At 70.8% G+C, this 20,949-nt stretch carries 16 protein-coding genes; 13 read left to right on the plus strand and 3 right to left on the minus strand.

Annotated elements, in window-relative coordinates; all coding sequences use genetic code 11:
- The first annotated feature begins 51 nt into the window (after positions 1 to 51).
- The 4 genes from secD to QHG49_RS28650 all read left to right on the plus strand — a co-directional run bounded on the left by secD (position 52) and on the right by QHG49_RS28650 (position 6,659).
- Positions 52 to 1,845 carry a protein translocase subunit SecD gene (gene secD / locus QHG49_RS28635; RefSeq protein WP_186337809.1) on the plus strand — a complete coding sequence of 598 codons (1,794 nt, stop codon included), beginning with the start codon at positions 52 to 54 and terminating at the stop codon, positions 1,843 to 1,845.
- Between the two features lie 3 nt (positions 1,846 to 1,848).
- Positions 1,849 to 2,946: a protein translocase subunit SecF gene (gene secF / locus QHG49_RS28640; RefSeq protein ID WP_301491744.1), complete on the plus strand. Its 1,098-nt coding sequence runs from the start codon at positions 1,849 to 1,851 to the stop codon at positions 2,944 to 2,946.
- On the plus strand, positions 2,943 to 3,482 hold the full coding sequence (locus tag QHG49_RS28645) for an adenine phosphoribosyltransferase (RefSeq protein WP_159699699.1): 540 nt from the start codon (positions 2,943 to 2,945) through the stop codon (positions 3,480 to 3,482). Before secF ends, QHG49_RS28645 begins: the two co-directional genes overlap by 4 nt.
- A gap of 639 nt (positions 3,483 to 4,121) precedes the next feature.
- Complete coding sequence (locus QHG49_RS28650) at positions 4,122 to 6,659, plus strand: bifunctional (p)ppGpp synthetase/guanosine-3',5'-bis(diphosphate) 3'-pyrophosphohydrolase (protein WP_301491745.1); 2,538 nt, start codon at positions 4,122 to 4,124, stop codon at positions 6,657 to 6,659.
- Between the two features lie 82 nt (positions 6,660 to 6,741).
- Here the strand turns inward: QHG49_RS28650 and QHG49_RS28655 are convergent, their stop codons facing one another.
- Positions 6,742 to 7,971, minus strand: coding sequence for a DUF349 domain-containing protein (locus tag QHG49_RS28655; RefSeq protein ID WP_301491746.1), 1,230 nt, complete (start codon positions 7,969 to 7,971; stop codon positions 6,742 to 6,744).
- A 143-nt stretch (positions 7,972 to 8,114) separates the two neighbouring features.
- Complete coding sequence (locus tag QHG49_RS28660) at positions 8,115 to 8,939, minus strand: peptidylprolyl isomerase (protein WP_301491747.1); 825 nt, start codon at positions 8,937 to 8,939, stop codon at positions 8,115 to 8,117.
- A gap of 181 nt (positions 8,940 to 9,120) precedes the next feature.
- Between QHG49_RS28660 and QHG49_RS28665 the strand changes: the two genes are divergently transcribed.
- From QHG49_RS28665 to rpsD, 5 genes are all read left to right on the plus strand, one after another.
- On the plus strand, positions 9,121 to 9,828 hold the full coding sequence (locus QHG49_RS28665) for an MBL fold metallo-hydrolase (protein WP_159699693.1): 708 nt from the start codon (positions 9,121 to 9,123) through the stop codon (positions 9,826 to 9,828).
- Between the two features lie 13 nt (positions 9,829 to 9,841).
- Positions 9,842 to 11,104 (plus strand): histidine--tRNA ligase, encoded by a 1,263-nt coding sequence (gene hisS / locus QHG49_RS28670; protein WP_301491748.1) that lies wholly within the window; start codon positions 9,842 to 9,844, stop codon positions 11,102 to 11,104.
- A 393-nt stretch (positions 11,105 to 11,497) separates the two neighbouring features.
- Complete coding sequence (locus QHG49_RS28675) at positions 11,498 to 12,151, plus strand: vitamin K epoxide reductase family protein (RefSeq protein ID WP_145483997.1); 654 nt, start codon at positions 11,498 to 11,500, stop codon at positions 12,149 to 12,151.
- Between the two features lie 71 nt (positions 12,152 to 12,222).
- A complete protein-coding gene (locus tag QHG49_RS28680; protein ID WP_159699687.1) occupies positions 12,223 to 13,578 on the plus strand; it encodes a replication-associated recombination protein A in 1,356 nt (451 codons plus the stop codon).
- Positions 13,579 to 13,885: 307 nt separating this feature from the next.
- Positions 13,886 to 14,500, plus strand: coding sequence for a 30S ribosomal protein S4 (rpsD, locus tag QHG49_RS28685; protein ID WP_046427991.1), 615 nt, complete (start codon positions 13,886 to 13,888; stop codon positions 14,498 to 14,500).
- A 128-nt stretch (positions 14,501 to 14,628) separates the two neighbouring features.
- On the opposite strand, the gene QHG49_RS28690 is transcribed toward rpsD, so the two are convergent.
- On the minus strand, positions 14,629 to 16,764 hold the full coding sequence (locus QHG49_RS28690) for an AAA family ATPase (protein WP_301491749.1): 2,136 nt from the start codon (positions 16,762 to 16,764) through the stop codon (positions 14,629 to 14,631).
- 152 nt (positions 16,765 to 16,916) lie between these two features.
- On the opposite strand from QHG49_RS28690, the gene QHG49_RS28695 reads away from it, so the two are divergent.
- The 4 genes from QHG49_RS28695 to ruvX are packed head-to-tail and all read left to right on the plus strand — an operon-like array spanning position 16,917 to position 20,900.
- The gene (locus QHG49_RS28695) at positions 16,917 to 17,372 is read left to right on the plus strand and encodes a DUF948 domain-containing protein (protein WP_145484002.1); all 456 of its coding nucleotides are present in this window, start codon (positions 16,917 to 16,919) and stop codon (positions 17,370 to 17,372) included.
- Positions 17,373 to 17,381: 9 nt separating this feature from the next.
- A complete protein-coding gene (locus QHG49_RS28700; protein WP_046427995.1) occupies positions 17,382 to 17,738 on the plus strand; it encodes a hypothetical protein in 357 nt (118 codons plus the stop codon).
- A complete protein-coding gene (alaS, locus tag QHG49_RS28705; RefSeq protein ID WP_159699684.1) occupies positions 17,738 to 20,410 on the plus strand; it encodes an alanine--tRNA ligase in 2,673 nt (890 codons plus the stop codon). Before QHG49_RS28700 ends, alaS begins: the two co-directional genes overlap by 1 nt.
- A 25-nt stretch (positions 20,411 to 20,435) precedes the next feature.
- A complete protein-coding gene (ruvX, locus tag QHG49_RS28710; RefSeq protein WP_145484008.1) occupies positions 20,436 to 20,900 on the plus strand; it encodes a Holliday junction resolvase RuvX in 465 nt (154 codons plus the stop codon).
- Positions 20,901 to 20,949 lie beyond the last annotated feature (49 nt).

The raw sequence follows: 20,949 nt of genomic DNA on the forward strand, positions 1-20,949 counted from the left end.
GCCGCCGAGCGCCGACCGGGCGCCGAGCGGCCCGAGAGGGAGTACGAGAAGGTGGCAGCACCTAAGAAGGGCCGGAGCGCGAGCGCCCAGAGCAAACCAGGGCGCTCACTGGCCCTCATCCTGATCGCCATCGTGGCGCTCACCGGAGGGATGTTCGCCTCCGGGCACACCACTCCGCGTCTCGGCATCGACCTCGCCGGTGGTACGAGCATCACGCTCAAGGCGAAGGCCGACCAGGGGTCCGCGGTCAACAAGGCCAACATGGACACCGCGGTCGACATCATGAACCGCCGTGTCAACGGCCTCGGCGTCTCCGAGGCGGAGGTGCAGACCCAGGGAACCGACAACATCATCGTCAACATCCCGCGGGGCACCAACTCCAAGGAGGCCCAGCAGCAGGTCGGCACCACCGCCAAGCTCTACTTCCGGCCGGTTCTGGCCAGCGAGCCCAGCGGTGCCGCGGCCAGCCCCTCGCCGAGCGGCTCCCCGACCAGCGGTTCCTCGCCCAAGCCGGGCTCCAGCTCCTCCCCGAGCGCCTCCTCCCCGCAGAAGGCATCCTCCTCGTCGTCCTCGCCGTCGTCGAGCACGTCCCCGACCGCCTCCGCGACCACGCAGGGCCGTGCGGTCACCGACGCCCTCAAGGCCGGCTCCAGCCCCTCGCCGAGCGCGACGCCCACCGGCGGCTCCTCGCCGAAGCCGACCCCCTCGGCCTCCGGCGGCACGGACACCTCCAAGCTCCAGGCCGCGTACACCGCCCTGGACTGCTCCAAGAAGGCCGACCGCGCCGAGGCCGGCAACAACGCCAAGCCCGGTGATCCCACCATCGCCTGCGGCAAGGTCGGCAAGGGCTACTACAAGTACCTGCTCGGCCCGGCCGGCGTGGACGGCACCGAGGTGAAGAAGGCCCAGGCCGTCTTCGACACCCAGGGCGCCTCCGGCTGGCAGGTCCAGATGACCTTCAACTCCACGGGCGCCAAGAAGTTCGCCGACATCACCGGCGAGCTGGCCAAGAACCAGGCCCCGCAGAACGAGTTCGGCATCGTCCTGGACGGCGAGGTCGTCTCCAGCCCGTATGTCAGCACCGCCATCACCGGCGGCCAGGCGGAGATCTCCGGCAGCTTCACGCAGCAGGACGCGCAGAGCCTCGCCAACATGCTGTCGTACGGCGCGCTGCCGCTCTCCTTCCAGGAGCAGTCCGTCACCACCGTGACCGCCGCGCTCGGCGGCCAGCAGCTGCACGCCGGTCTGCTCGCGGGTGCCATCGGCCTCGCCCTGGTCGTGCTCTACCTGGTGGTCTACTACCGCGGCCTGTCGCTCGTCGCGATGGCCTCGCTGCTCGTCTCGGCGATCCTCACCTACGTGATCATGTCGCTGCTCGGCCCGGCCATCCACTTCGCGCTGAACCTGCCGGCCGTCTGCGGCGCCATCGTCGCCATCGGTATCACCGCCGACTCGTTCATCGTGTACTTCGAACGCATCAGGGACGAGATCCGCGAGGGCCGCTCGCTGCGACCCGCCGTCGAGCGTGCCTGGCCGCGCGCCCGGCGCACCGTCCTGGTCTCCGACTTCGTGTCGTTCCTCGCCGCCGCCGTGCTGTTCATCGTGACCGTCGGCAAGGTCCAGGGCTTCGCGTTCACGCTGGGTCTGACCACCGTGCTCGACGTGGTCGTCGTCTTCCTGTTCACCAAGCCGCTGATGACCCTGCTCGCCCGCCGCACGTTCTTCGGCAACGGCCACAAGTGGTCCGGCCTCGACCCGAAGAGCCTCGGCGGCAACCCGCCGCTGCGCCGCACCCGCCGTCCCGCCGGTCCCGCCGCCGGCCCTGTCGACCCGAAGGAGGCGTGAGCGATGTCGAAACTCGGCTCCCTCGGCGCCCGGCTGCACCGCGGCGAGATCAGCTACGACTTCATCGGCAAGCGCAAGATCTGGTACGGCGTCTCCATCCTGATCACCATCACGGCCATCCTCGGCCTGGCGGTGCGCGGCCTGAACATGAGCATCGACTTCCAGGGCGGTGCCGTCTTCACGACGCCGACCAACATGAGCGTCTCGGTGTCCCAGGCGGAGTCGTACGCCAAGGACGCCTCCGGCCACGAGGCCGTCGTGCAGAAGCTCGGCAACGGCAGCCTGCGCATCCAGGTCGCCGGCCTGGACACGGCCAAGTCCGACCAGGTCAAGCAGAGCCTGGCCAAGGACCTGAAGCTCAACCCCGAGAAGCTCGCCGCCGACCTGGTCGGCCCGAGCTGGGGCCAGGAGATCGCCAACAAGGCCTGGGAGGGCCTGGCGATCTTCATGGTGCTCGTCGTGATCTACCTGGCCATCGCCTTCGAGTGGCGCATGGCCATCGCGGCCCTGGTCGCGCTGATCCACGACATCACCATCACGACCGGTATCTACGCCCTGGTCGGCTTCGAGGTCTCGCCCGGCACGATCATCGGCCTGCTCACCATCCTCGGTTACTCGCTCTACGACACGGTCGTCGTCTTCGACAGCCTCAAGGAGCAGACGAAGGACCTCACCAAGCAGACCCGCTTCACCTACAGCGAGATCGCCAACCGGTCGATCAACGGCACCCTGGTCCGCTCCATCAACACCACGGTCGTCGCCCTGCTGCCGGTCGCCGGTCTGCTCTTCATCGGCGGCGGCTTCCTCGGCGCCGGCGACCTCAACGACATCTCGCTGTCGCTGTTCGTCGGCCTCGCGGCCGGTGCGTACTCCTCGATCTTCATCGCCACTCCGCTGGTCGCCGACCTCAAGGAGCGCGAGCCCGCGATGAAGGCACTCACCAAGCGGGTCATGGCCAAGCGCGCCCAGGCCGCCTCGGGCGAGGGCCTCGCCACCGCCGGTGGTGACGCCGAGGACGCCGCGCCCGCCGTGGTCGGCCCGCGCAACCAGCCCTCCTCCCGTGGCCGTGGCCGCGGCCGCCAGACGGGCAAGCGCCGATGACCGACATCCAGGAGCTGCTGCTCAGCCGCATCCGCGATGTCGCGGACTACCCGGAGCCGGGGGTGATGTTCAAGGACATCACCCCGCTCCTGGCGGACCCCGCCGCGTTCACCGCCCTGACCGACACGCTCGCCGGCATCGCCACGAGCACCGGCGCCACGAAGATCGTCGGTCTGGAGGCCCGGGGCTTCATCCTCGGCGCCCCGGTCGCCGTCCGCGCGGGCCTGGGCTTCATCCCGGTCCGCAAGGCGGGCAAGCTGCCCGGTGCCACCCTGCGGCAGGCCTACGACCTGGAGTACGGCTCGGCCGAGATCGAGGTGCACGCGGAGGACCTGACCTCCGGCGACCGCGTCCTGATCGTGGACGACGTACTGGCCACCGGTGGCACCGCCGAGGCGGCCATCCGCCTCATCCAGCGCGCCGGTGCCGAGGTCGCGGGTCTCGCGGTCCTGATGGAGCTGGGCTTCCTCGGCGCCCGCTCCCGTCTGGAACCGACCCTCACCGGAGCCCCCCTGGAAGCCCTCCTCCAGGTCTGACCAGGCTCCGTCCGCCAGCAACACCGTACGGCCGCCCCGGCACCCCGCCGGGGCGGCCGTACGACGTTCCCGGCCGGGTCCTCTCCCCGGCCACGCCGATTCGGCCCGGCCGCCCCCCCCGCGATCCCCTCGCCTCCGCCAGACTTGCCCCGACCCCGACCCCGACCCCGACCCCGACCCCCGGGTATCCGCCTCGATTCTCGCCGCCGCCCACGCGGCGTTCGGCCTCCGCCTGGCTCCCGGCGCCCGCCCGGGCCCGGCCCCAGCCTGGACTTCTGAGGCCCGCCCGCTTCTCCGGGCCGCCCACCCTCCGGCGTCCGGCCGATTCCTCGGCCCCCTACCCGGTTCCCTCCGCTGCCCCGGATCTCCCGGTCCTGGCGCCTTTCTCGGCATCCGCCCGGTTCCCCCGGCCCTCCACCCACTCCACCCCGTCTACCTCTCACGAGCCCCACCTCAACCGCCCCTGTCGCCCTCAAACATCACCTTCCGGCCACCTCCCGGAATCCCAGGTGCGCCCCTGGCGTTACAGGGGTAGTCGGTCCCTACGAGCCGCCTCCGGGCGATCCGTGGCGGCGGGATCGCTACCATGGGGTCTCCGGAGCCTGACCGGGGGACCCGGAACGTGCACGAGGAGCCCTCTTGCCAGACGAGGCCCAGCCACTGACCGCCGCCAAGCCCGAGCCCGCCTCGGCGCCCGCGGCCAAGCCCGCGCCGAACGTGTCGACCGCCAAGAACGACACCCGCGGGGCGGTCGAACACGCCCCGGCCGCGCCCGTCGAGAAGCCCTCGGAGTCCTCGCGTCCCAAACCGGCGACCTCCGCCGAGCGCCCCGCCCAGCCGCCGGTCGTGCGCCCGCCCGCCGTGCAGAACGGCCGCTCCGGCTCCTCCAACCGCGTCCGCGCCCGTCTGGCCCGCCTCGGCGTCCAGCGCGCGAACCCGTACAACCCGGTCCTGGAACCGCTGCTGCGGATAGTGCGCAGCAACGATCCGAAGATCGAGAACTCCACCCTCCGCCAGATCGAGCGCGCCTACCAGGTCGCCGAGCGCTGGCACCGCGGCCAGAAGCGCAAGAGCGGCGACCCGTACATCACGCACCCGCTCGCGGTCACCACCATCCTCGCCGAGCTGGGCATGGACCCGGCCACGCTGATGGCGGGCCTGCTGCACGACACCGTCGAGGACACCGAGTACGGCCTGGAGGACCTGCGCCGCGACTTCGGCGACGTGGTGGCCCTGCTGGTCGACGGCGTCACCAAGCTGGACAAGGTCAAGTTCGGCGAGGCCGCGCAGGCCGAGACCGTGCGCAAGATGGTCGTCGCCATGGCCAAGGACCCCCGCGTCCTGGTCATCAAGCTCGCCGACCGCCTGCACAACATGCGCACCATGCGCTACCTCAAGCGCGAGAAGCAGGAGAAGAAGGCGCGCGAGACCCTGGAGATCTACGCGCCGCTCGCCCACCGCCTGGGCATGAACACCATCAAGTGGGAACTGGAGGACCTCGCCTTCGCGATCCTCTACCCCAAGATGTACGACGAGATCGTCCGGCTGGTGGCCGAACGGGCGCCCAAGCGCGACGAATACCTCGCCATAGTGACCGACGAGGTCCAGTCCGACCTGCGCGCCGCCCGCATCAAGGCGACCGTCACCGGCCGCCCGAAGCACTACTACAGCGTCTACCAGAAGATGATCGTCCGCGGCCGCGACTTCGCGGAGATCTACGACCTGGTGGGCATCCGTGTCCTGGTCGACACGGTCCGCGACTGCTACGCCGCCCTCGGCACCGTGCACGCGCGATGGAACCCGGTCCCCGGCCGGTTCAAGGACTACATCGCGATGCCCAAGTTCAACATGTACCAGTCGCTGCACACCACGGTGATCGGCCCCAACGGCAAGCCCGTCGAACTGCAGATCCGCACGTTCGACATGCACCGCCGCGCCGAGTACGGCATCGCCGCGCACTGGAAGTACAAGCAGGAGGCCGTCGCCGGCGCCTCCAAGGTGCGCACCGACGCGCCCAGGACCGCCGGCAAGGACAAGGACGCCATCAACGACATGGCGTGGCTGCGGCAGTTGCTCGACTGGCAGAAGGAGACCGAGGACCCGGGCGAGTTCCTGGAGTCCCTGCGCTTCGACCTGTCGCGCAACGAGGTCTTCGTCTTCACGCCCAAGGGCGACGTCATAGCGCTCCCGGCCGGCGCCACCCCGGTGGACTTCGCCTACGCCGTGCACACCGAGGTCGGCCACCGCACCATAGGAGCGCGGGTCAACGGCCGCCTCGTACCGCTGGAATCCACCCTGGACAACGGCGACCTGGTCGAGGTCTTCACCTCCAAGGCACCCGGCGCCGGACCCTCCCGGGACTGGCTCGGCTTCGTCAAGTCGCCCCGGGCGCGCAACAAGATCCGTGCCTGGTTCTCCAAGGAGCGCCGGGACGAGGCGATCGAGCAGGGCAAGGACGCCATCGTGCGGGCCATGCGCAAGCAGAACCTGCCGATCCAGCGCATCCTCAACGGTGACTCCCTGATCACGCTCGCGCACGAGATGCGCTACTCGGACATCTCCGCGCTGTACGCGGCGATAGGCGAGGGCCATGTCTCCGCGCAGAACATCGTGCAGAAGCTGGTGCAGGCCCTCGGCGGCGAGGAGGCCGCCTCCGAGGAGATCGACGAGACGGTCCCGCCGTCCCGCAGCCGCCGCAAGCGCCGTTCCAGCGCCGACCCCGGCGTCGTGGTCAAGGGCGTCGACGATGTCTGGGTCAAGCTGGCCCGCTGCTGCACCCCCGTGCCCGGCGACCCGATCATCGGCTTCGTCACCCGGGGCAGCGGCGTCTCCGTGCACCGCAGCGACTGCGTCAACGTGGACTCGCTGTCCCGGGAGCCGGAGCGCATCCTCGACGTCGAGTGGGCGCCCACCCAGTCCTCGGTCTTCCTGGTCGCCATCCAGGTCGAGGCCCTGGACCGCTCCCGCCTGCTCTCGGACGTCACCCGCGTGCTGTCCGACCAGCACGTCAACATCCTCTCGGCCGCCGTCCAGACCTCCCGCGACCGCGTCGCCACCTCCCGCTTCACCTTCGAGATGGGCGACCCCAAGCACCTCGGTCACGTCCTGAAGGCCGTACGGGGCGTGGAAGGCGTGTACGACGTGTACCGCGTGACCTCGGGACGCACCCGGTCGTAACTGCCGCGCCCGCCGTGCCGCGGAGCACGGTAAAGGGCCCCGTACACGCGTACGGGGCCCTTTCACACCGGCAACAGGGGAATCAGCCGCCGAACTCCTGGAGGCCCTTCAGAGCCTGGTCCAGGAGTGCCTGGCGGCCCTCCAGCTCCTTCTGGAGCTTGTCGGCCCTGGAGTTGTTGCCCTGGGCGCGGGCCTGCTCGATCTGCGCCCCGAGCTTGTCCACGGCCGCCTGGAGCTGACCGGTCAGACCCTCGGCACGCGCCCGCGCCTCCGGGTTCGTCCGGCGCCACTCGGCCTCCTCGGCCTCCTGGATCGCCCGCTCGACCGTGTGCATCCGCCCCTCGACCTTCGGACGCGCGTCCCGCGGGACGTGGCCGATGGCCTCCCAGCGCTCGTTGATCGAACGGAAGGCGGCACGGGCGGCCTTCAGCTCGCCGACCGGCAGGAGCTTCTCGGCCTCCTCGGCCAGCTCCTCCTTGAGCTTCAGGTTCTCCGCCTGCTCCGCGTCCCGCTCGGCGAACACCGAGCTGCGCGCCGCGAAGAACACGTCCTGGGCGCCGCGGAAGCGGTTCCACAGATCGTCCTCGTGCTCGCGCTGGGCGCGGCCCGCGGCCTTCCACTCCGCCATCAGATCGCGGTAACGGGCCGCCGTCGGACCCCAGTCCGTGGAACCCGACAGCGACTCGGCCTCGGCGACCAGCCGCTCCTTGATCCGGCGGGCGTCCTCGCGCTGCGCGTCCAGCTGCGCGAAGTGCGCCTTGCGGCGCTTGGAGAACGCCGACCGGGCGTGCGAGAAGCGGTGCCACAGCTCGTCGTCGGACTTGCGGTCCAGACGCGGCAGCCCTTTCCAGGTGTCCACCAGCGCCCGCAGCCGCTCACCCGCGGCCCGCCACTGGTCGGACTGCGCCAGCTGCTCCGCCTCGGCGACCAGGTCCTCCTTGGCCTTGCGGGCCTCGTCGGACTGCTTGGCCCGCTGGACCTTGCGCTCCTCGCGGCGCGCCTCGACCGTCTCCACGAGCTTGTCCAACCGAACGCGCAGCGCCGCCAGATCGCCGACCGCGTGATGCGCGTCCACCTGCTCGCGCAGATGGTCGATGGCGGTCTGGGCGTCCTTCGCCGACAGGTCGGTGGTCCGCACTCGCTTCTCGAGGAGGCCGATCTCGACAACCAGGCCCTCGTACTTGCGCTCGAAGTAGGCCAGCGCCTCCTCAGGGGAGCCGGCCGCCCAGGATCCGACGACCTGCTCGCCGTCGGCCGTACGCACGTACACGGTCCCCGTCTCGTCGACGCGGCCCCACGGGTCGCTGCTCACAGCGCCTCCTCCACATGATGCCTGCGGGGTGCCTCAGCGCCCCCGGCATCGACCACAGTTTCGTCACGGCCAACATAGGCGACCAGCGGGTTCCGTGTCCGCATCCAGCGCGACCGAAATTCCACCGACGGCCCCGGCCGCACTCAGGACTTGGTGACCGTCGCCTTGTTGATCACAACGGTCGCGTTCGGGGCGCCGTCACCCTGGCCGGTGCTCTCGCCCGCCGCCGCGATCTTGTTCAGCACCTTCATGCCGGACGCGGAGATCGTGCCGAACGGCGTGTACTGGGGCGGCAGCGGGCTGTCCTTGTAGACGAGGAAGAACTGGCTGCCACCGGTGTGCTTCTGGCCGGTGTTGGCCATCGCCACCGTGCCCGCCGGGTAGGTGTTCTTCTTCAGGCTCGCGTCCTTCAGGTTCTCGTCCGGCAGCGTGTAGCCGGGACCGCCCATGCCGGTGCCCTGCGGGTCGCCGCACTGGAGCACGAAGATGCCCTGCGTGGTCAGCCGGTGGCACTTGGTGTGGTCGAAGAAGCCCTTGCCCGCGAGGAAGTCGAAGGAGTTGACCGTGTGCGGGGCCGCCGACGCCTTCAGCGCGACCGGGATGTCACCGCACGTCGTCGCGAGGTTCATCGTGTACTTCGCCGACGTGTCGATCGACATCGCCGGCTCCTTCTTCCAGCTGAGCTTCTTCACCGAGCCCGCCGCCGGCTTCTGGCACGGGTCCGGCGCCTTGCTCTGCTGCGCGGACGCGCTCGGCGTCGTCTTGGCACCGGCGTCGGTCTTCTTGTCGTCGCCCCCCAGCGCGTGGGTGGTGTAGAGCACCACACTGCCGATCACGATCACGCCGAGAACCGACGCGATCGCGGAGTTGCGCACGCGGGCCTTGCGCCGCGACTCGGTGCGTCGCTGCTGCTGCCGCAAGAACTTCTCCCGGGCGAGCTGACGCCGCCGCTGCTCCTGGCTGACCACCGGGTTCTCTCCTCATGCGTGTCGTGTGTCGAGCGGTACGCGTGCGTCCTCGTGGGCCGACCACTGCGTGTAGCCCCGTACCGTATATGGGTTCGCTGAGGAAACGGCAGCGCCGGTAGGCTCTGACTGCGGCCGAGGCCGCCTTGTCACCACCTGCACACCGATGAAACGAAGGACGATCGTGCTCATTGCCGGGTTCCCCGCCGGGGCCTGGGGGACGAACTGCTACCTCGTCGCCCCCGCCGCCGGTGAGGAGTGCGTGATCATCGACCCGGGCCACCAGGCCGCCGAGGGCGTCGAGGAAGCGCTGAAGAAGCATCGGCTCAAGCCCGTCGCCGTCGTCCTCACCCACGGCCACATCGACCATGTGGCCTCGGTCGTCCCCGTGTGCGGCGCCCACGACGTGCCCGCCTGGATCCACCCCGAGGACCGCTTCATGATGAGCGACCCGGAGAAGGCGCTCGGCCGCTCGATCGGCATGCCCCTGATGGGCGAGCTGACCGTGGGCGAGCCCGACGACGTCCGGGAGCTGGCCGACGGCGCGAAGCTGGAGCTGGCCGGGCTGGAGTTCTCCGTCGCGCACGCGCCGGGCCATACCAAGGGGTCGGTGACCTTCCGGATGCCCGAGAGCGCCGATGTGCCGTCGGTGTTCTTCTCCGGGGATCTGCTGTTCGCCGGCTCCATCGGACGCACCGACCTGCCGGGCGGATCCATGGCGGACATCCTCGGGTCGCTGGCACGGGTGTGCCTGCCGCTCGACGACTCCACCGTGGTCCTGTCCGGCCACGGCCCCCAGACGACCATCGGCCGCGAGCGCGCCACCAACCCCTATCTGCGGGAAGTGGCAGCCGGCCAGGGAGCCCCCACCGCTCCCCGACGAGGAATGTGACGAGAGAGCTTCCGTGAGCACCTTCCAGGCCCCCAAGGGCACCTACGACCTGATCCCGCCGGACTCCGCGACGTACCTGGCGGTCCGCGAGGCGATCGCCGCGCCGCTGCGCGACTCCGGCTACGGCTACATCGAGACCCCCGGTTTTGAGAACGTGGAGCTGTTCGCGCGCGGTGTGGGCGAGTCCACCGACATCGTCACCAAGGAGATGTACGCCTTCGAGACCAAGGGCGGCGACAAGCTCGCCCTGCGTCCCGAGGGCACGGCCTCCGTGCTGCGCGCGGCCCTGGAGGCCAATCTGCACAAGACCGGCAACCTCCCGGTCAAGCTCTGGTACTCGGGCTCGTACTACCGCTACGAACGCCCCCAGAAGGGCCGCTACCGCCACTTCTCCCAGGTCGGTGCCGAGGCGATCGGCGCGGAGGACCCGGCGCTGGACGCCGAGCTGATCATCCTGGCCGACCAGGCGTACCGCTCGCTGGGCCTGCGGAACTTCCGCATCCTGCTCAACAGCCTGGGCGACAAGGAGTGCCGGCCGGTGTACCGGGCCGCGCTCCAGGACTTCCTGCGCGGCCTCGACCTCGACGAGGACACGCTGCGGCGCGCCGAGATCAACCCGCTGCGCGTCCTGGACGACAAGCGCGAGTCGGTGCAGAAGCAGCTCACCGGCGCCCCGCTGCTGCGGGACCACCTGTGCGACGCCTGCACGGCGTACCACGAGGAGGTCCGTGAGCTGATCACGGCGGCGGGCGTGGTCTTCGAGGACGACCCGAAGCTGGTCCGCGGCCTGGACTACTACACCCGCACCACCTTCGAGTTCGTGCACGACGGCCTCGGCTCGCAGTCCGCGGTGGGCGGCGGCGGCCGCTACGACGGGCTGTCCGAGATGATCGGCGGCCCCGCGCTGCCCTCCGTCGGCTGGGCCCTCGGCGTCGACCGCACGGTCCTCGCGCTGGAGGCCGAGGGCGTGGCGCTGGACCTCCCGTCCACCACGTCCGTGTACGCCGTCCCGCTCGGCGAGGAGGCCCGCCGCGTGCTGTTCGCCAAAGTCACCGAGCTGCGCAAGGTGGGCATCGCGGCGGACTTCGCGTACGGCGGCAAGGGCCTCAAGGGGGCCATGAAGAACGCCAACCGCAGCGGCGCGCGCTTCACCCTGGTCGCCGGTGAGCGCGACCTGGCCGAGGGCGTCGTCCAGCTGAAGGACATGGAGTCCGGCGAGCAGAGCGCGATCGGTGTCAACGAGATCGTGGCGGAGCTGGAGTCGCGGCTCGGCTAGCGGCCGGCAGCGAGCGAGAAGGGCGCCGGGGGCTTTCCCGGCGCCCTTTTTCGCACTCCGGCAGGCCCGCGCCGGCGCGCCCCGGGGCCGCCGTCAACCCGGTGGGTGCCGATTCGTCCTGCCAGAGGATTCCGAACATCTCACCGCGCCGGACACCGGGATCCGGGCCGTCCACCGCGGTCACGCCCCCGTAGCGCTCGCGTGGCCCCGCACGTTCACCGTGAATTCGTTCACGTGTGCTGTCATGGCCCTTGATGGTCTGGCCGGAACCATACGGTCCGTGACCACCGGGCGGACTTCCTTATCTCCGCCGAACGGTGGAGACACAGAAGGGTGCGGCACAATGGCCGGTGCCCGAAGATGGTCCAACTCTCAAGTGACGGAATCGGCGTGATGAGCAAGACGACAGTCAACGACGTCTCCGCGGTGTCCGGTCCCGACCGCCCCGCCGACGGCCGCACCGTGGGCGGCAGCCGCGCCTTCGCCCTGCTGCTGGTCATCACCGGCGCGGCCGGGCTGCTGGCCGCCTGGGTGATCACGCTCGACAAGTTCAAGATCCTCGAGTACAAGGTCGCGGGCAAGACCTTCACGCCCGGTTGCAGCGTGAACCCGGTGGTCTCCTGCGGCAGCGTGATGGAGAGCAAGCAGGCCGCCGCCTTCGGGTTCCCCAACCCGATGCTCGGCCTGGTCTGCTACGGCATCGTGATCTGCGTCGGCATGAGCCTGCTGACCCGCGCCCGTTTCCCGCGCTGGTACTGGCTGACCTTCAACTTCGGCACCCTCTTCGGCGTCTGCTTCGTCACCTGGCTCCAGTTCCAGTCCCTGTACCGGATCAACGCCCTGTGCCTGTGGTGCTCGCTGGCCTGGGTCGCCACGATCACCATGTTCTGGTACGTCACCTCGTTCAACGTCCGGCACGCCTTCCTGCCCGCCCCGCGCTGGCTGCGCTCCTTCCTCGGCGAGTTCACCTGGGTCCTGCCGGTCACCCACTGCGGCATCATCGCCATGCTGATCCTGACCCGCTGGGGCAGCGCCCTCTGGGCCTGAGACCCCGCCCGCGGCCCGGTCCCCGCACCGGGCCGCGCCGCATTGTCAGTGCCGTGACTTAGGGTTTCAGCGTGGAACCCGACCTCTTCACCGCCGCAGCAGAAGAACGCCAGGAGAAGGACCCGGCGGCCAGCCCCCTGGCGGTGCGCATGCGCCCGCGCACCCTCGACGAGGTCGTGGGCCAGCAGCACCTGCTCAAGCCCGGCTCGCCCCTGCGCCGCCTGGTCGGCGAGGGCTCCGGCGGCCCCGCCGGACCGTCCTCGGTGATCCTCTGGGGCCCTCCCGGCACCGGCAAAACCACCCTCGCGTACGTGGTCTCCAAAGCCACCAACAAGCGCTTCGTGGAGCTGTCCGCGATCACCGCGGGCGTCAAGGAGGTGCGCGCGGTCATCGACGGCGCGCGCCGCGCCACCGGCGGCTTCGGCACCGAGACCGTCCTCTTCCTGGACGAGATCCACCGCTTCAGCAAGGCCCAGCAGGACTCCCTGCTCCCCGCCGTCGAGAACCGCTGGGTCACGCTGATCGCGGCCACCACCGAGAACCCCTACTTCTCGGTGATCTCCCCGCTGCTGTCCCGCTCCCTGCTGCTCACCCTCGAACCCCTCACCGACGACGACATCCGCGGCCTGCTCCGCCGCGCCCTGGACGCCGAGCGCGGCCTCAAGGGCGCGGTCACCCTCCCCGAGGACACCGAGGAGCACCTGCTGCGCATCGCGGGCGGCGACGCCCGGCGCGCCCTGACCGCCCTGGAGGCCGCCGCCGGGGCCGCCCTCGACCAGGACGAGAGCGAGATCTCCCTCGCCACCCTGGAGCAGACCGTGGACCGGGCGGCGGTCACGTACGACCGCGACGGCGACCAGCACTACGACGTCGCCAGCGCCCTCATCAAGTCCATCCGCGGCTCCGACGTGGACGCGGCCCTGCACTACCTCGCCCGCATGGTCGAGGCCGGCGAGGACCCCCGGTTCATCGCGCGGCGCCTGATGATCTCCGCCAGCGAGGACATCGGCCTGGCCGACCCGAACGCGCTGCCCATCGCGGTCGCCGCCGCCCAGGCCGTCGCCATGATCGGCTTCCCCGAGGCGGCCCTCACCCTCAGCCACGCCACCATCGCCCTCGCCCTCGCCCCCAAGTCCAACTCCGCGACGACCGCGATAGGCGCCGCCCTGGAGGACGTCCGCAAGGGCGTGGCCGGCACGGTGCCGCCGCATCTGCGCGACGGCCACTACAAGGGCGCCGCCAAACTCGGCCACGCTCAGGGCTATGTGTATCCGCACGACCTGCCCGAGGGCATCGCCGAGCAGCAGTACGCCCCGGACGCGCTCAAGGACCGCGAGTACTACGCGCCGACCCGGCACGGCGCCGAGGCGCGCTACGCGGACGCGGTCGACTGGACCCGCAAGCACCTCGGTCGCAGGCGGTCCTGAGCAGCCTGTAGAATGCTCCGAAGCGCCCAGTCCCGTGCCGTCAGAGCGGGACAACGGGCCGGAGACCCCGTCCCCCCGGGGACGGACTCCAGGAGCGTCGCGCACCGTCGAACGGTGTCGCGGGCAGCCCACCACCACCCGGAATCCCGGAAGCGGTCGGTGGGCCACTCGCGTGCTGCACGTATGTGCCCAGATCAGGGAAGCGGCTGCCCAGCGGGTCCCGAGCGGACCGGCGGGTCTTCCCGGCTGCGGATGCGACCTCCCGAAACCTCTGGCAAGCCGAACACTACGAAACGAGATTGAGACAGTGGCGAACCAGTCCCGCCCCAAGGTCAAGAAGTCGCGTGCCCTCGGCATCGCGCTGACCCCGAAGGCCGTCAAGTACTTCGAGGCCCGCCCCTACCCGCCGGGTGAGCACGGCCGCGGCCGCAAGCAGAACTCGGACTACAAGGTCCGTCTGCTGGAGAAGCAGCGCCTGCGCGCTCAGTACGACATCTCCGAGCGCCAGCTGGTCCGTGCCTACGACCGCGCCTCCAAGGTCCAGGGCAAGACCGGTGAGGCCCTGATCGTGGAGCTGGAGCGCCGCCTCGACGCGCTGGTCCTGCGCTCGGGTCTCGCCCGCACGATCTACCAGGCCCGCCAGATGGTCGTCCACGGCCACATCCAGGTCAACGGCCAGAAGGTCGACAAGCCGTCCTTCCGTGTCCGTCCGGACGACGTCGTGCAGGTCCGCGACCGCTCCAAGGACAAGACGCTCTTCCAGATCGCCCGCGAGGGTGGCTTCGCCGCGGACGGCGAGACCCCGCGCTACCTCCAGGTGAACCTCAAGGCCCTGGCGTTCCGCCTGGACCGTGAGCCGAACCGCAAGGAGATCCCGGTGATCTGCGACGAGCAGCTCGTCGTCGAGTACTACGCCCGCTGATCCCAGCCCCGGCGCAGCACCGCACTCCGGACCGCCGTCCTCCCCGTCCCGCTGGGCGGGGGAGGCGGCGGTTCCGCGTTTCCCCGGCCCTCCGTGGTTCCCGGCGCCTCCCCGACGTGCCGCCCGGCCTACCTGCCCTGCCCCGCCTCCAGGCTCCCGCCGGTGCGCACCGCGTCCCATCGCCCCGCCCCGCGCGGCGCCGGTACCGACGCCGGCGGCCGGTTCCCCGCCCGGCCCAGCGCCCGGCTCACCGCCGCCTCCCGGTCCAGGCGCCCCCCGCGTCGTACGCACTCCTCGTAACGGGCGTCGCCGAGCGCCCCGCGGGCGGCCGACTCGCACTGCTCGTGCGGGGCGTTGTAGTGCTCCGAACCGAACAGGGGGAGGCCCACCGAGGGCCACAGACGGGCCGCCGCGCCCTGGAGGACGGCCGCCTCGGCAGGATCGCCCTCGGTCGCCGTCACCAGGGCGAGCAGTTCGAGGGTCAGCACCGAGCCGAGCAGATCGTCGAAGGCATGGGCGTGGCGCAGGCACTCGGCCAGCAGCTCCCGCGCCCGCTCCGCCGCGCCCTCCCGCCAGGCCGCGTACGCCAGGACGTACAGCGCGTACGACCGCGCCCAGCGCTCCCCGTGCTCCTCGCACACCCGGCGCACGTCCTCGCACAGCCGTACCGCGTCCGGCAGATCCCCCTGAAAGGCGCGCGCCATCGCCAGCTCGACGCGCCCCATGAGCACATTGCTGTTCAGCTCGCCGATCTCCGCATAGCGCGCCAGCGCCGAGCGCAGCAGCGTTTCTGCACGCGGCAGATCGTCCGTGACTAGCGCCAGACAGCCGGTGCGGTGCTCCGCGTACGCCAGCGCCCGCGCGTCGGCCGACCGCCGCGCCCGCTCCCGGCACGCGCGCAGCGCCCGCCGCGCGGGCCCGCTGTCGCCCTGGAGCACCGCCACATAGCCGAGCACCCACAGCGCCTTCAGCCGGGACCGCTCGTAGCCCGACTCCAGCGCCACGCTCCGCTCCAGCCAGCGCCGCCCCTCCGCCAGCCGCCCGCAGCCCACCCAGCAGAACCACAGCGACCCCGCCAGGTACTGCCCCAGATGCGCCTCCGCCGGCTCGCCGAGGCAGAACTCCAGCGCGGCCCGCAGGCTGGGCAGCTCCACCGCCACCCGCGCGGCCACCTCCCGCTGCCGGGGCGAGAACCACTCCAGCTCGCACCAGGTCGCCAGGCCCAGGTACCAGTCCCGGTGCCGCCGCCGCAGCCGGGCCGCGTCCCCGGTCGCCTCCAGCCAGTCGGCGCCGTAGGCCCGCACGGTGTCCAGCATCCGGTAGCGCGGACCCGCCGCACTCTCCTCGCGGGCGATCACCGACTGGGCCAGCAGCTCCGAGAGCACATCGAGGATGTCCGTGTCCGGCAGCCCGTCCCCGCTGCACACGTACTCGACCGCCTCCAGGTCGAAGGTCCCCGCGAACACCGTGAGCCGCGCCCACAGAAGCCGCTCGGGCGGGGTGCACAGCTCATGGCTCCAGCCGATCGCGGTGCGCAGCGCCTGATGCCGCGGGAGCACACCGCGGCCGCCGCCGGTCAGCAGCCGGAACCGGTCGTCCAGCCGGTCCAGCAGCTGCGCGGGGGACAGGGCCCGCAGCCGCGCCGCCGCCAGTTCCAGCGCCAGCGGGACGCCGTCGAGCCGTTCGCACAGCTCCCGCACCTCGGGACCGTCGGACACCCTGATCCCCTGCTCCCGGGCGCGGTCCGTGAGCAGCCGCACCGCCTCGTCCGCGCCGAGCGGCGCCAGCGGGAACAGCCGCTCGCCCGCGAGGCCCAGCGGGCGCCGGCCCACCGCCAGCACCCGCAGCCGGGGCAGCCTGCGCAGCAGCAGCGCGACCAGCTCGGCGGTGGCCGCCACCAGATGCTCGAACCCGTCGAGAACCAGCAGCGTCGGGCGCGCGGCCAGCCGTTCCAGCACCGTCTCGCGCGGTGTCCGGGTGGTGTGGTCGGTCAGCCCGAGGGCCTCCGCCACCGCGTACTCCACGAACTCCGGGTCGTGCGCCGGGGCCAGCTCCACCCAGCCGTACGCCGTCTCCAGGTCCGTCACGACCCGCGCGGCCAGCCGGGACTTGCCCACCCCGCCGGCCCCGGTCAGCGTCACCAGCCGGGCCGACCGCAGCGCCTCGGCGAGCCCCGCCGCCTCCGCCGTACGTCCGACGAATCCGGTCAGTTCGAGGGGCGGCTCGCCGTCGGCGAAAGGTTCTGGGCACTGAGGACCTCGCATGGGACACGGAGCGTACTGAACCGTGTTCGGTCCGTACAATCGCTTCCCGTGACTCCACCGTTCCCGCCGGTAATCCGGTACGGAGCGTCCGCCCCGGCGCGATAGGCTCGGGACACGACTTTTCCGATGCTCAGGCACGTTTCAGGGAGCGGGTGCGCACAGTGTCCGGTGGCGAGGTGGCCGGGATCCTGGTGGCCGTCTTCTGGGCGATCCTGGTCTCCTTCCTCGCGGTCGCCCTCGCGAGGGTGGCCCAGACGCTCAAGGCGACCACCAAGCTCGTGGCGGACGTGACCGACCAGGCGGTGCCGCTGCTCGCGGACGCCTCCCAGGCGGTGCGCTCCGCGCAGACCCAGATCGACCGGGTCGACGCGATCGCCACCGACGTCCAGGAGGTCACCTCCAACGCCTCCGCCCTGTCCACCACGGTCGCCTCCACCTTCGGCGGCCCGCTGGTCAAGGTCGCGGCCTTCGGCTACGGCGTCCGCAGGGCGCTCGGCGGCCGCAAGGAGGAGGACGTGCCCGAGAAATCGGCCCGGCGTACCGTGATCGTGGGCCGCACGGTCCCCGCCGCACGACGCAGGCGCAACCTCCGCGGGAAGAGGGACTGAGACCGAGCCATGTTCCGTCGTACCTTCTGGTTCAGCACCGGCGTCGCCGCCGGCGTCTGGGCCACCACCAAGGTCAACCGCAAGCTGAGGCAGCTGACCCCCGAGAGCCTGGCCGCGACCGCGGCCAACAAGGCCCTGGAGACGGGTCAGCGCCTGAAGGACCGCGCGGTCGGCTTCGCGCTCGACGTCCGCGACAACATGGCCCAGCGGGAGGACGAGCTCCAGGAGGCCCTCGGCATCCAGGACGACGCGCTCCCGGCGCCCCGGCGGCTCACCGCCATCGAGTACACCCCGAGCACCGACCGCACCAACCCGAAGTACATCGAATCCCCGATGCACTCGTACAACCGGAATGAGGACCACTGATGGAGTCGGCCGAGATCCGCCGCCGCTGGCTGAGCTTCTACGAGGAGCGCGGTCACACCGTCGTCCCTTCGGCGTCGCTCATCGCGGACGACCCGACTCTGCTCCTCGTCCCCGCCGGCATGGTGCCCTTCAAGCCCTACTTCCTGGGTGAGGTCAAGCCGCCCTTCCAGCGCGCCACCAGCGTGCAGAAGTGCGTGCGCACGCCCGACATCGAAGAGGTCGGCAAGACCACCCGCCACGGCACGTTCTTCCAGATGTGCGGCAACTTCTCCTTCGGCGACTACTTCAAGGAAGGCGCCATCAAGTACGCCTGGGAGCTGCTCACCAGCTCCCGGGACGAGGGCGGTTACGGCCTCGACCCCGAGCGGCTGTGGATCACCGTCTACCTGGACGACGACGAGGCCGAGCGGATCTGGCACGAGGTCGTCGGCGTGCCCAAGGAGCGCATCCAGCGCCTGGGCAAGAAGGACAACTTCTGGTCCATGGGCGTCCCCGGCCCCTGCGGCCCCTGCTCCGAGATCAACTACGACCGCGGCCCCGAGTTCGGCGTCGAGGGCGGCCCGGCCGTCAACGACGAGCGATACGTGGAGATCTGGAACCTCGTCTTCATGCAGTACGAGCGGGGCGAGGGCACCGGCAAGGACGACTTCGAGATCCTCGGCGACCTGCCCAGCAAGAACATCGACACCGGCCTCGGCCTCGAACGCCTCGCCATGATTCTGCAGGGCGTGCAGAACATGTACGAGATCGACACCTCCATGGCCGTCATCGAGAAGGCCACCGAGCTGACCGGCGTCCGCTACGGCGACGCCCACGACTCGGACGTCTCCCTGCGCGTGGTCACCGACCACATGCGCACGTCCGTGATGCTCATCGGCGACGGCGTCACCCCGGGCAACGAGGGCCGCGGCTATGTGCTGCGCCGCATCATGCGCCGCGCCATCCGCAACATGCGGCTCCTGGGCGCCACCGGACCGGTCGTCAAGAGCCTGATCGACACCGTGATCGGCATGATGGGCCAGCAGTACCCGGAGCTGATCACCGACCGCGAGCGCATCGAGAAGGTCGCCCTCGCCGAGGAGAACGCCTTCCTGAAGACGCTGAAGGCCGGCACCAACATCCTGGACACCGCCGTCACCGAGACCAAGCGGTCCGGCGGCAGCATCCTGTCCGGCGAGAAGGCCTTCCTGCTCCACGACACCTGGGGCTTCCCGATCGACCTCACCCTGGAGATGGCCGCCGAACAGGGCCTCGCCGTGGACGAGGACGGCTTCCGCCGCCTGATGAAGGAGCAGCGGGAGCGCGCCAAGGCCGACGCCCAGGCCAAGAAGACCGGCCACGCCGACCTCGGTGCCTACCGCGAGATCGCCGACAGCGCCGGTGCCACCGACTTCATCGGGTACGCCGACACCCAGGGCGAGTCCACCATCGTGGGCCTCCTGGTCGACGGCGTCTCCTCGCCCGCCGCCTCCGAGGGCGACGAGGTCGAGGTCGTCCTCGACCGCACCCCCTTCTACGCCGAGGGCGGCGGCCAGATCGGCGACACCGGCCGGATCAAGGCCGACTCCGGTGCCGTGATCGAGATCCGCGACTGCCAGAAGCCGGTCCCGGGTGTGTACGTGCACAAGGGCGTCGTCCAGGTCGGCGAGGTGACCGTCGGCGCCAAGGCCCAGGCCTCCATCGACGTGCGCCGCCGCAAGGCCATCGCCCGCGCCCACTCGGCCACCCACCTCACCCACCAGGCCCTGCGCGACGCCCTCGGCCCGACGGCCGCCCAGGCCGGTTCCGAGAACCAGCCGGGCCGCTTCCGCTTCGACTTCGGTTCGCCGTCCGCCGTGCCGACGGCCGTGATGACCGACGTCGAGCAGAAGATCAACGAGGTCCTCGCCCGCGACCTCGACGTACACGCCGAGGTCATGGGCATCGACGAGGCCAAGAAGCAGGGCGCCATCGCCGAGTTCGGCGAGAAGTACGGCGAGCGGGTCCGCGTGGTGACCATCGGCGACTTCTCCAAGGAGCTGTGCGGCGGCACGCATGTGCACAACACCGCCCAGCTGGGCCTGGTGAAGCTGCTCGGCGAGTCCTCCATCGGCTCCGGTGTGCGCCGTATCGAGGCCCTGGTCGGCGTGGACGCCTACAACTTCCTCGCCCGTGAGCACACGGTCGTCAACCAGCTGACCGAACTGCTCAAGGGCCGCTCCGAGGAGCTGCCCGAGAAGGTCGCCGCCATGCTCGGCAAGCTGAAGGACGCCGAGAAGGAGATCGAGAAGTTCCGCGCCGAGAAGGTGCTCCAGGCCGCCGCCGGTCTCGCCGACTCGGCCAAGGACGTACGGGGCATCGCCCTGGTCACCGGCCAGGTGCCGGACGGCACCACGCCGGACGACCTGCGCAAGCTGGTCCTCGACGTGCGCGGCCGCATCCAGGGCGGCCGGGCCGCCGTGGTCGCCCTGTTCACCGTGAACAACGGCAAGCCGCTGACGGTCATCGCCACCAACGAGGCCGCCCGCGAGCGTGGTCTGAAGGCCGGTGACCTGGTGCGTACGGCCGCCAAGACCCTCGGTGGCGGCGGTGGCGGCAAGCCGGACGTCGCCCAGGGCGGCGGTCAGAACCCGGCCGCCGTCGGCGAGGCCGCCGAGGCCGTCGAACGGCTCGTCGCCGAGACCGCCAAGTGATATCCCAGTAAGGAAACGGTCGGAAATGCGCAGAGGACGTCGGCTTTCGATCGACGTCGGGGACGCCCGGATCGGGGTCGCCTCGTGCGACCCCGACGGGATCCTCGCCACCCCGGTGGAGACGGTCCCCGGCCGGGACATCCCCGCCGCCCACCGCCGGTTGCGTCAACTGGTGGCGGAGTATGAGCCGATCGAGGTAGTCGTCGGTCTCCCTCGCTCCCTCAAGGGGGGCGAGGGCCCGGCCGCCGTCAAGGTCCGCGCCTTCACCCAGGAGCTCGCCAAAGGCATCAAGCCGGTGCCGGTCCGCCTCGTGGACGAGCGCATGACGACCGTGACGGCCACGCAGGGACTGCGGGCCTCGGGCGTGAAGTCCAAGAAGGGCCGGTCCGTCATCGACCAGGCCGCCGCTGTGATCATCCTCCAGCAGGCCCTCGAATCCGAACGGGTGTCAGGTAAGCCACCCGGTGAGGGCGTCGAAGTGGTCATCTGATCGCGATACGGTAACGTTCCGCGCGATGCGGCGGCGTTCGAACAGCCGC

Source organism: Streptomyces sp. WP-1 (assembly GCF_030450125.1).
Taxonomy (GTDB): Bacteria; Actinomycetota; Actinomycetes; order Streptomycetales; family Streptomycetaceae; genus Streptomyces; species Streptomyces incarnatus.

Coding starts and splice junctions, on each gene's coding strand:
- secF (WP_301491744.1), top strand. CDS start 1,849: ATGTCGAAACTCGGCTCCCTCGGCGCCCGGCTGCACCGCGGCGAGATC.
- QHG49_RS28645 (WP_159699699.1), top strand. CDS start 2,943: ATGACCGACATCCAGGAGCTGCTGCTCAGCCGCATCCGCGATGTCGCG.
- QHG49_RS28675 (WP_145483997.1), top strand. CDS start 11,498: ATGAGCAAGACGACAGTCAACGACGTCTCCGCGGTGTCCGGTCCCGAC.
- QHG49_RS28690 (WP_301491749.1), bottom strand. CDS start 16,764: ATGCGAGGTCCTCAGTGCCCAGAACCTTTCGCCGACGGCGAGCCGCCC.
- QHG49_RS28700 (WP_046427995.1), top strand. CDS start 17,382: ATGTTCCGTCGTACCTTCTGGTTCAGCACCGGCGTCGCCGCCGGCGTC.
- alaS (WP_159699684.1), top strand. CDS start 17,738: ATGGAGTCGGCCGAGATCCGCCGCCGCTGGCTGAGCTTCTACGAGGAG.
- ruvX (WP_145484008.1), top strand. CDS start 20,436: ATGCGCAGAGGACGTCGGCTTTCGATCGACGTCGGGGACGCCCGGATC.